The sequence below is a fragment of the Cohnella boryungensis genome (assembly GCF_042651945.1).
Lineage (GTDB): Bacteria > Bacillota > Bacilli > Paenibacillales > Paenibacillaceae > Cohnella > Cohnella boryungensis.
The window spans coordinates 335,087-346,464 of record NZ_JBHSED010000058.1 but is presented as its reverse complement, the minus strand read 5'-3'; the positions used below and the strand labels follow the sequence as shown (position 1 = coordinate 346,464).

5 protein-coding genes are annotated in these 11,378 nt (G+C 54.9%); 2 read left to right on the top strand and 3 right to left on the bottom strand.

All coding sequences use genetic code 11. The features are described from left to right. Window positions 1-16 precede the first annotated feature (16 nt). Window positions 17-3,874, bottom strand: a complete 3,858-nt coding sequence (locus tag ACFO1S_RS23215) for a glycosyl hydrolase family 2 protein (RefSeq protein WP_378127658.1) — start codon at window positions 3,872-3,874, stop codon at window positions 17-19. Between the two features lie 175 nt (window positions 3,875-4,049). Between ACFO1S_RS23215 and ACFO1S_RS23210 the strand changes: the two genes are divergently transcribed. Continuing rightward, window positions 4,050-6,758 carry a family 78 glycoside hydrolase catalytic domain gene (locus ACFO1S_RS23210; protein WP_204601577.1) on the top strand — a complete coding sequence of 903 codons (2,709 nt, stop codon included), beginning with the start codon at window positions 4,050-4,052 and terminating at the stop codon, window positions 6,756-6,758. Between the two features lie 127 nt (window positions 6,759-6,885). Here ACFO1S_RS23210 and ACFO1S_RS23205 read toward each other — a convergent pair whose 3' ends face one another. Continuing rightward, entirely contained in the window at window positions 6,886-7,401 is a 516-nt protein-coding gene (locus ACFO1S_RS23205) for a DUF3841 domain-containing protein (protein WP_204601578.1), read from the bottom strand. A gap of 212 nt (window positions 7,402-7,613) precedes the next feature. Next, window positions 7,614-9,611, bottom strand: coding sequence for an AraC family transcriptional regulator (locus ACFO1S_RS23200; RefSeq protein ID WP_204601579.1), 1,998 nt, complete (start codon window positions 9,609-9,611; stop codon window positions 7,614-7,616). A 1,080-nt stretch (window positions 9,612-10,691) separates the two neighbouring features. Here ACFO1S_RS23200 and ACFO1S_RS23195 point away from each other — a divergent pair. Further along, window positions 10,692-11,369 (top strand): DUF6273 domain-containing protein, encoded by a 678-nt coding sequence (locus ACFO1S_RS23195; RefSeq protein ID WP_204601580.1) that lies wholly within the window; start codon window positions 10,692-10,694, stop codon window positions 11,367-11,369. Window positions 11,370-11,378 lie beyond the last annotated feature (9 nt).

Genomic DNA, 11,378 nt, shown 5'->3' with positions numbered 1-11,378 from the left:
TGATGATTTTACAGATTTACGCCTCAAGAAGCCTGACGGGACCGTATAATCCGCCTGACGAGAATACGTCCTGAACGTCGGGCGAGATTCCCGGCTCCCAGTAAGTGACCTTCGGATCGGTGCTGCCCCCGACATTGGCGGACGGACGGCCGACCTCGTAATGGGTGCCCAGCGTGTTCGTGACTCGAATGCGAAGCGTGTATACTCCGGGCGGGAACCCTTCGCCGAGGTCGAACCGGTACGGTCCCCATGCTCGAACGCCAAGCGGTCTGCCGCCCAGCCAGCACTCGGCCGTTCCCCGAACGTGACCGAGCTCCAGCACCGCTTCCGCCGTCCCTTTAAGCTCTACCGTCGTCTCATACTCGACCGCCCCGCTGTAATGCGGCAGGTTAAGCGCCGACCGCCAATCGCCCAAGACGCCTTGCGCCGGGGCCGTCTCATAGCGAATCGGCGCCGTCAGGATATCGGCGTCCGAGCATGGACCAGCAGGCTCGATCCGCACGGCAGCGCAAGCATGCGCCGGCTGCGGAGGAAACTCGGCCCTACCGTTGCGGACCGCGACCTCTATGCCGTCGATCCACACCTTGGCCGTGCCGTCGCAGGAAAGCTTCATCGCCATCGCCCCCGCCGGCAGCGTATAGCGCAGCCAGATCGCCTTGTCCGCTTCCGCATAGTCGCACTGGAAGCGCAGCGGCTCCGGCTTCGGCGCCGAGTTCGGCATGAGCCAGCCGACGCCGGGCAGCGGATGCGGACGATCCGTCATCCATAGCGATTCCGTCTCCGCGAACTGCAGCACCGCCTCATGCTTGATGTCCGGGGCGTGCCCCCGGTCGTCCAGCCAGTCGTCGCCCGTGCAGAAGTCGAAGCGCTCGCCGCTCGCCAGCTCGACGAAGCCGTCCGCGAATACCTCGCCGACTCCTTCGGGCAGCTCGAAGCGAATGTCATTGTCGCCCTCGCGCCAGTAAGGCGTCAGGTCCAGTTCTTCCTGCCCCTGGCGAATATACGGGTTGAAGTCGCCGTGCTCGATGACCTGCTGTCCGTTCACGAGCAGTCTCGCCCTGCCTTTAGCCGCGAACAGCATCACGACGCGGCGCGCAGCTCCTTCTCCGGCGCAAATCGTCTTCAGGAGCGCGCTTTCGGGTGCAGGAGATTTGGCCATGATCCATTTCGGCAACGGAGGTCTGGCTTCGACGTTCACCTCTACGGCCGCGCGAATCTTGCCCCCGACAATCGCCCTCGCCCGAAGCAGAAGCGCATTGGCGCCCGCTTTGAGATGAATCCTCGCCGTCTGCTCCTCGGGACCGCCGCTCCAAGCGATCGCTTGGCCTTCCACCGTTCCGTCGATTCGAGCGTTGCTCTCCAGCCTTATCCAGTATGTGCCTTCCGCAGGGGCGATCACCTCTGTCGCGGCGCACACGGCTTCTCCCGCCTCCAGATGTCCGAGATTCAGAAATCTGCGCGGCACTCGACCCATACGCCCGGCCCAGGTCTGGAAGCTCATGTCTCCCAGAATTCGCGAATACGTGACAGGCCAGGCTTGCTCCGGCAGAAAGCTCTCGCCCTTGGACGCCCGCCAATAATCGGCCTCGCTCCATAGACGGCGCTTCCAGCCCGAGTCGTCGTATGCGCTTAAGTGCCATCCTGCTTGCTCTCCCGCCCCTTCCGCGCTCTCCCGCCGAACGCGAACCTGTCTCGTTTCAATCGGGACGTAGGCGCAGGGTTCGCCGTGCAGGTCGAAGTCCCCGTAGCGGTTATCCAGCGTCGATACCGCTCGAACCTTCCAGCCGTCGGGCTTGAGCTCTTGGGCGGATCGTATCGGGAAGTTCGGCCGCACCCGCGCCGGCCCCCGCACGACTGGAGAGTCCATCGTCCGCTCCGGCAGCGAGGCTTCGCTGAGCTCCTCTTTAGGACATACGACGAGAGCGGCTGGCCAGGCGTGGAAGGGAACGTCCACCTCTACCCATTCGCCGTCGCGTTTGTACTCCGCCGGTTGAACTTCCCCGCTCACAGGGTCCCATAGCTGGGGCGCTCCGGACGTACGTAGACGATAGACAGAGGATGAGCTCAACCGCGATTGCGCCGTCGCCGGTTCATGCATTCGCAGCAACTCGCCGTCCTTCGGCAAGAGCAGGAACACATCGGCATCCGCCGTGCGGCGGTGCAAGCTTGTCCCCGGTCCCTCGACTCTTCTCGGGACAAGGTCGGTGATCAGGGCCATCGCTTCTTCGGCCGTAGCCGCGTAGGTCGCTCCCGCTAGCGACGGCTGATCGGCCAGCGCATCGACGACGATGACACGCCCGCCCTGCTTAATCCACGCTTCCGTTCGTTCGCGGGCCCGCTCGTCCATCTCCGTCGCGCCGCAGAGCAGCAGAACGGAGAAACGTTCATCCGCAATGACCAGCTTGCCCTCCTCCACGCGCGACTTCTCCAGCGCCGAATCGTCAACGATATCGTAGTCGTAGAACGCCTCCCGAAGCGCGCCCAGATTGCGCTGCTCCTTCCTTCCCCATCGCCCCGTGAGCCGTACGTAAGTCTCATGGATATGCTTAAGCGCTTCGTGCGGCATCTGATTCGCGACGACCATCGGATGCTCCAGCGCCCCTCCGTCGTCCAGGGACATATAACCGCATACCGCATAGGAAGGATAATGAACGGCTATATCGGCCACATGCGCCCCTTCGCTGAGGAGCGAGCAGGTTCGCGCAATCGTGTCCGCGAAGACCGCGTAATGCTCGTAATAAGGCTGCCTCCAGCCGGTATCCGGCGGAGCCCATTCCCACCAGCCTCCCCGCGTGCTGTAATACACCGAGTGAGGACTGTACAGCGTCGCTCCCGCCTGAAGCCAGGGGATCAGCCAATGCAGCGTTTCTTCCAGCGTGCCTCCCCAGCCGCTTGTATGGAACGCTTCCAGGAAAACGCGTTTTCCCCCGTGCAGATGCACCATCGAGGAATGGGGTTTGATCTCTCCGTCCATATCGCTGCCCGCAGCGCTGTACCAACGATGCGTGCGGAAATAATCCAGATACAGCCGCTGCGCGCCGTGCACGTCCGCCCGTCGCGCCGGCCCCGCCTGATCGCAGCAAAGCAGCATATCGTATTGCCCGTGCCACTTCGCCAGCGGAATAAACAGCGCTTCCTCCGCCAGCTCTGCCGCAAGCTTGTACACTCTTCTGCGCACCGCAGCCGATCCCGGACGCTCGTCGAACAACAGCGGCAGCAGCGGCAGCAGCGCTTCTCCGTGTTTGCGGAGATAGCGCTCCGGCAGCTCCGCCGTCCACATCGGCAGCGGCGGCAGCTCGTCCTGGAAGCTTCCGCCGAGCGTTCGGCCCAGATCCTGCGGGAATCTTCGCTCGAATTCGCCATGGACCTGCTGCATTAACGCGGCAGTTGCCTGAGGATCGAGCCAGTTAAAGCCGTATCGCACAGTGTAATAGCGATAGCCGTCTGCTTCCAGAAGCGGAGTCGCCCCGTCGGGCAATGGCTCCGACAGTTCGAGCCGACGCAGGCCGTAGGCCGCATATGCTGAATTCTCGGTCACCATTCTTGCCGGAATGTTCATGCCCGAGAAGCCGATTTGATCATAAAAATAAAGACGCATGCCGAGACGCTCCGCCTCGCGCAAAGCGACCTCGAACATCGCCCACCAGCGCTCCGAGAAATGAACGGGATTGTCGCTGACGCTCCCGTATTGCGGGCCGGTAGGCGCGATGTTGATGATGCCGATATTCCGAAGACCCCCGTCGCGGAATTTCTGCAGCTGCCAGCGGATGCGCTCGGCGGTAATCTCCTCCGCGCTCCACCACCAGAACGGCAGCGGCCCGAAGTCCGGATCGGCCTCGCTAAAGCGCTTTCTTAGTTCCGTTATCGTCTTCATAAAGTTCCCCCCCATTCTTCGTAATCAGTATAGTTCGTACGCTTGCGCGAACATAGCGATCATTTTTAATAAAAAGACTTCAATATGGGGAATCCGAAGCCCGACGGCAACATGCTAAGCTTATGCTGAGCAGGCGTATGCTAACGAAGCCTATTTAATAAAGGATGTGGAACTCATGCATGTTTCCAGATTATATGTGAATGCCCTGCGGCATCCGTTGGGCCTGGATCATCCTAAGCCCTCTCTGGGCTGGAGTCTTGCCGGATCGAATGAACGCGCGCAGTCGCAAAGCGCTTATCGCATCATCGTAACGTTAAGCCCGGATTCCGTCGGACAGGAGACTTCGGTCGTATGGGACAGCGGAATCGTGAGCAGCCGCCGCCAATTCGGCATCGTCTACGCCGGAGTGCCTTTGCGCTCCCGCCAGCGCTATCAGTGGAAGGTTCAGGTCTGGGACAACCAGGGCCGCATGACGGAAAGCGAGCCGGATTGGTGGGAGATGGGGCTGCTCCAGCCCGAAGATTGGTCGGCGAAGTGGATTGAAAGCGCTGCCGGGGAGACTGAGGATAATCGATTGGCTATGCCGATGATTCGCCATGAATTCGCAACGTCCCCTAACGTCACTAGAGCCCGGGCGTATATTAGCGGATTAGGCCAGTACGAGCTTCGGCTTAACGGGAGCAAGGTCGGAGACGATGTGCTGGAGCCGGGATGGACCCACTACGATCGGACCTGTCTCTACAAGGTCTACGATATTACCGCGCTGCTCTCGGAGAAGCGCCAAGCCATCGGCGTACTGCTCGGCAACGGCTTCTATCATGTCGAGAGCGGCGGACGCTACGCGAAGTATGAACGGTCGTTCGGTCGTCCGAAGTGCATCGTGCAGGTGGAGATCGATTACGCCGACGGCTCGCGGGATATCATCGGCAGCGATGCGGGATGGCAGGCCTCTGCGGGGCCAATCACCTTCTCCGCCGTATACGGAGGGGAGGATTACGATGCGCGGCTTGCGCAGACCGGATGGGACGAACCGAAGGACTCGGCTGTGTCGGCCGGTCATTGGACTGGTGCAGTCGAGTCGACTGCGCCCCTCGGCGCGTTAAAATGGGACAACTCCATTCCGCTTAAGGCGATGCGGAAGTATGAGCCAGTCCAGGTAACGCGGCTTGCCCCCGACCGTTACGTGTTCGACTTCGGGGTCAACTTCTCCGGTTGGGTCGGTCTGGCCCTTCGCGGCAAAAGCGGGGCGCGGGTCAAGCTGACACCCGCCGAGCTTCTTAACGAAGACGGAACGGTGAACCAGAAATGGACCGGCACGCCTTGCGAATGGCACTATACGACAAGCGGCGAGGGAACGGAGCAGTGGCAGCCTCGCTTCTCCTACTCCGGGTTTCGTTACGTGCAGGTCGACGGAGCCTATTGGACCGATCAGAGCGATGCGGCGGATGCGGCCATGGATAGCGCGATCCCGGCGCTGCTGAAGCTGGAGGGCTTGATGATCTATCCCGAGATCGAGGCGGCCGGAAGCTTCGAATGCTCCGAGGATTTGCTGAATCGCACTCACCAGATTATTAACCAGGCCATCCTGAGCAATACGAAAAGCGTCTTCACGGACTGTCCGCATCGCGAGAAGTTCGGCTGGCTGGAGCAGGTTCACTTGATGGGGCCTGCACTGGCCTACAATTATTCTCTGGAGCCTCTGCTGTGCAAGGTAATGGACGACATTCGCGACGCTCAGCTAGAGAGCGGCATGGTGCCGACGACAGCGCCCGAATTTGTCGTTTTCCAGCCTCCCTGGGACATGTTCCGTCATTCCGTTCCCTGGGGCGCCGCTTATATTTTGAACGGCTGGCTTCTGTATACCCGATACGGCAACTCTCAAGTTCTCTCGGATCATTACGAGGGGATGAAAAAATACGTCGAATATCTGGTCGGGCATGCGGACGGCTTCATTATCAAAGACGGGCTCGGCGATTGGTACGATGTCGGCGAAGAGGGGCCCGGCTTCTGTCAGAACACACCGATCGCCCTTCCGGAGACGGCCATGTTCTACCATATCGTGGATGTGCTTCGGCAAATTGCCGAGCTGCTCGAACAGCGGGAGGACGCCACCCGCTTGGCTTCGCTCGGATCGCAGATCAAGACCGCTTATCGCGAGGCATTCTATGATCCCGAGACGAAGCGATATACTACGGGAAGCCAAGCAGCGCACGCGATGTCGCTCGCGCTGGGATTGACGGACGACGATGATCGGGACGCCGTGCTTCGGCATTTGGTGGACGATATTGTTGCGCGCGGCTATCATACCAATGCAGGCGATGTCGCTTACCGCTACGTATTGCTGGCGCTCTCCCGCAATGACCGTAACGACCTGATTGCCCGCATGGCGAGTAAGACGGACCACCCAAGCTACGGCTATCAGATCGTGAACGGCGCTACCTCGCTGACGGAAGCCTGGGACGGACCTACCGTCGGCAAATCGCAAAACCATTTTATGCTGGGACACATCGAGGAATGGTTTTACCGGGATCTCGCGGGCATCGACTATGCCTTCGACTCCTCTGCCGAAGCCTTCCACTATGTCGTGAAGCCTTACCTCGGAGAGAGTTACGGTTATGCCAATGCCGCTGTTCGCAAGGACCTCGGCGAGTTGAAGCTGAGCTGGGAACGGGATGCCCGGGGGGAAGTGCGGCTCGATATAACCGTTCCGGTGAACGGCACGGCCACTCTCTGCGTTCCGGCTCCTTCGCCGGAGGCGCTCACCGAGAGCGGACAATCCGTCGCCGCCGCTCAGGGAGTCGCCTTCGAGCGCTATGAGGACGGCTGCGCTGTGCTGGCCCTTGGCTCCGGAACCTATCAATTCGCAATCGGGTTGGCGGATTAGGACATCGGTTGACGAAGCTTGAAACTGAAGAACGCTTGGTAGGCCGATGCCTGACCAAGCGTTCTTTTCGCTAATGAACAATTAGCTTAAAGAATGTTCCAAATATTGAAATGGCGTACTGAATTGATTACCTTGATATGAATTCCCTAATTAATCTTATCCTTTTAATATCTATTCTATCTGATACGGCCTGAAGAACTTCAACGCCTTCCCAGTATTCAAATTGTTTTATCATTTTATAATCGAATATACGTTTCCAGCTTTCTTCCTTAGTAATGCTCAACAAGTCTTTATGGTACTCATTTTCTTCCTCTTCCGTAAGAGCAAGAAAATGATTAGATAAAACGATGTGCCATGCCATAAAATCAGAAATTAATACTTCATAATCATTTAGTTCCACTTCGAGCAGTACCCCTCTTTGACCTTTTTCCAGCTTGCCTGAAGTCCTTAGATCAGGTCTTTTTGTCCATAACCATACGGGAAACTCCCCCGAATAATGGGGGAGTCTCTTCTTCAGATGATTGATCATCCACTGGTAACTACTTAGGAATTCATCCGAAACATAATTTCTATTTCCAACTAAGTAACCTATTGAAAGTGCATGATTCCAGGCACCAATACTCTGAATTGTCCAAAACTTCATAATTCACCTGTTTTACAATAGTATCGTACAACGTTCTTGTATTGACGACGTCAATCTTCCTTTCATTGATATTCTCGACTGCAAATCAAAAACCTTTCGTGATTGGGGTCTTTTCAATACCAAACGGCTACGGCTCTTCAATGAACCGTAGGCGTCTTATATCTAGGCTTATCTATGCGAGGCTGCATACATTAGTCCGGCTCCTTCGTCGCTTAACGGTTTTTGGTCAGGACATCTGCCAAAATATCGACTTGTTTCATCGCGAAGATCGGGTCGTTAAACAGAAATTGATCGAAATCAATCCGATATACATGGTTGTTTTTGACGGCATCGAGATTTTTCCATAGTCCGCTGGACATAAGCTTCTCGACAGCTTCTTCCGCAATGGAATCGGCGGCCAGAATGAGGTGATCTCCGACATATTCCGGAATAGCCTCTTCTGAGATATCCAGATAGGAGGATTCGTCGTCAATGCCATTAATGACATCATCAAGAACCTTCTCTTGCGGCTTTAATCCCCAATACGTGTACAAAACATTGCCTCCCATATTGCGGTCCCGATAAATCATCCGAGCCTTCTCGCTCCGCACGTTCAGAATCGTGAACGTCTCGTCAGGGCCGAACGCTTGCTGTATGCGCTCTTTCGTTTGGGCAATCTTCTCCTCAAATTGAGTAATCCATTGTTCTGCCTCTTCTTTCTTGTTCAGCAAATCTCCAATCAGCCGGATATCTTTTACCGGATCCTGATTGGCCTCAATAACGACGGTCGGCGCGATTTTGTTGAAGCCCTCATAGCCTCCGCTCGGCTCAAGATACGCTTCAATTAATATAATCAAATCCGGGTCCAGACTGGCAATCAACTCGAGATTAAGGGGAGCTCCCAAATCTACGATACCCGTCGTATCCATTGTGTTCTCGGAGTATTGCAGAATGTAAGTCGCAGCTCCAAGCGGACGTTCACCTAGCGCCAGCATATGTCCAAGATGATACGCGGTAACGACGCGTTTCGGCTTCGTTGGAATTTCTGTCTCGCCGAATTTATGCTTGTAGACTCTGGTTTCGGAAGAGGATCCAGCATCGTTACTTGCGGCAGCAGGAGCAGAACTGGCGGCACTGACTGTCGGGGACGCAGGGCTTCCCTTGCTTCCCGAGCCTGTATTATTGTTGCCCGCTTGGCAGGCGCTGACGAGCAATGACAGGCAAAGCATGACCAAGGCGGTCATTGAAGATTTAGAACGGTCATTCGAAATCAATTGTATCTCTCCCTCGTTGTGATAATCATTATCATTTACATTATGATTATAGGAGAGCGGCATAGGCGGAACAATGGAGGATAGTGACGTATTTAATGGATTAAGCTGGAGCGCGTTCTCCTCGGACTCAGCCTTGCGAGCTTGAAGTGGCGACACCCCGAACTGTTTTTTGAACAACCGGCTAAAGTAATACACATCCGAGTAGCCGACGGTTAAGGCGATTTCCCGCAGATTAAGCTGAGTTGTCCTTAAGTATTGTCGTGCCTGCTCCATTCGTATGCCGATAAGGTAATCGTTCGGGCTTTTGCCAATCTCCGCCTTGAACAGTCTGTACATATAGCTGCTGCTGCAGCCGAGCAGGTCGGCCAATTGATCCATCGTTACGGGTTCGGTGTAATGCTCATGGATGTAACGCATGGCATACGCCACAAGATCAGAGGGACTGCCCCTATCCTTGGAATTTTGCATCTGACTGAATAACTCATAAATAAATTCAAACAGCATCGACTTCATTCGAATCTGAGCCAACATGCCGGATTGCTGCCATTCCTCGTGCATTCGGCGAACTTGGCTGTGCACGAGTCCGGGTTCCGGAAGGATAACATGATAGAATTGACCGAATGGCTGTGCGTTCACGATTATTCTATTCGCGACGAAGCTTGTCGTGGAAGCAGGCAGAGCCGCCTTGTAGTAGACCAGGTAAAAAGAAAATTCATGCTTGGCAGGCATGATGTCCACATTCATCCCCTTGCCCGCATGCAGCAGATGGTGCCGCTTGACATAACATTTCCGTTCATCTATTCGCACGTAAGCACTGCCGCTGACCGCAAGCAGGAAGATGTTCGCAGGAAGCTGATAAGAAAGCATGTCTTGCCCCTCCCACAGCACTTTATAACGAATATCTACGATATTGACAGCCGCCTGATTCCACAGCATAATCTGCTCGTCCCAATTCAATGCCTACACCCCACGATTGCCATTTGCAGAATTGGGGATATTGTAATCGATAATCATTCTCACATCAAGGTTCAAAGCTACTTTGTGTCAAACGTCTGAGAAAATGTCACCTTAACTCGTCCAAGAAAATGTCATGTTCAAGTGGTGCCGAAGTGACTCATCAGAGCGCATCGACATAGCGATTATGTTGAGAATACAGAACGCCACGGGAATTGCCCTTGCTTGTGGTATGCTGGATACCTGCTCCATGCTGGCCGTTAGTTCGACTTTGCAGCACTATTCCTCTCCCCACCTGCTCCGTGCTAGCCACTAGTTCGACTTTGCAGCACTATTCCTCTCCCCACCTGCTCCGTGCTAGCCACTAGTTCGACTTTGCAGCACTACTCTTCTCCACACCTGCTCCGTGCTGGCCGTTAGTTCCACTTTGCAGCACTACTCTGCTGCTCACCTGCTCCGTGCTGGCCGTTAGTTCCACTTTGCAGCACTATTCCTCTCCCCACCTGCTCCGTGCAAACTCTGACTCTAAGGAATTAATGTTTTCCCAACACATACTCGCTCGGGCCGAGTGCGGCTGCTCCTTCCGCATGATTTTCTCCACCACAACAACCTTCTTCAATTCCGCTCTGCTCAATGTCACTGTCTCCTGTCCCATAGTGACATGATCACAGCATAACGACAGGTTCAAAGCTACTTCGCTAAATGCTCTATATAGATCATCGTTTCTGCGATACCCTTCATTTGATCGGCCAGTTGCTCATTTAGCTTCTGCAGAGCCACAAGGAAGGAGCGTTCAATAGCTGCTTGATCTTGTGTCTCTAAGGTTCAAGCAGCTCTTTCATGCTTTCAATCGAATAGACGGTTTTCCTCAAGCTGCTGATTAATATGAAGTCTCTTGGCAACTTGCTTCGGCGTATCGTTTTCCATGTAAGAGAACCCTTCCTTAAAGTCCAACCTTAATCAACGGCAACAATATTATAAGAAGCGAGAGGAGTCCGCGCAAGGATTCTTGGCATATAAAACGAAATCTTGCTTGAATGTTGTATGATCGAAAACGACAAGAAAAATAAGGAGGAGAGCTTCATGGATAAGGGAAATCTTGCTTTCATGCCGCATCAGAGCTTAACGCCTGGCGAGGTCGTTACTTTCGGCGCTTACCCCCAGACGGCGGACGGCACAGACAGAACGCCTATCAAGTGGAGGGTGCTGCAAAATTCAGATAGAGGACTATTCATGCTAAGCGAGTATATTTTGGACTGCAAGCGATACCACCGTGATTTTACCGATATTACATGGCATGGCTCTGATTTGCGCGCGTGGCTGAACAACGAGTTTTATCATACGGCGTTCACTGAATCCGAGAAGGTATTCATCAAGACCAACATTTGCACGGATAACGGAGAAAGCAGCCCGGACACGGAGGATAAGGTTTTTTTGCTTAGCGCTTCAGAGGTGAAAGAACTGACCTGTAAGCTTGATGAACCTTCTTTAAGTGTGAAACGCCGGGCAATCGGAACGGAATATGCCAAGATAAAAAAGAGCGGTGGATGTCACTTATACGTATATGATAAAAAGGTCAAAGCTGACTATATCACCGAGAATGGGGAAGAATTGGGCTGCTCCTGGTGGTGGCTGAGATCCCAGCTTCTTGGTCATTCTTCTCGTGCGTTTTTTGTAGGCCCACGCAGCAGCATCCGCAGTTATGCACGTGTCGACCTAGCTCGTGACGGTGTTCGTCCCGCTATACTTGTTCATCCATAATTATGTTTG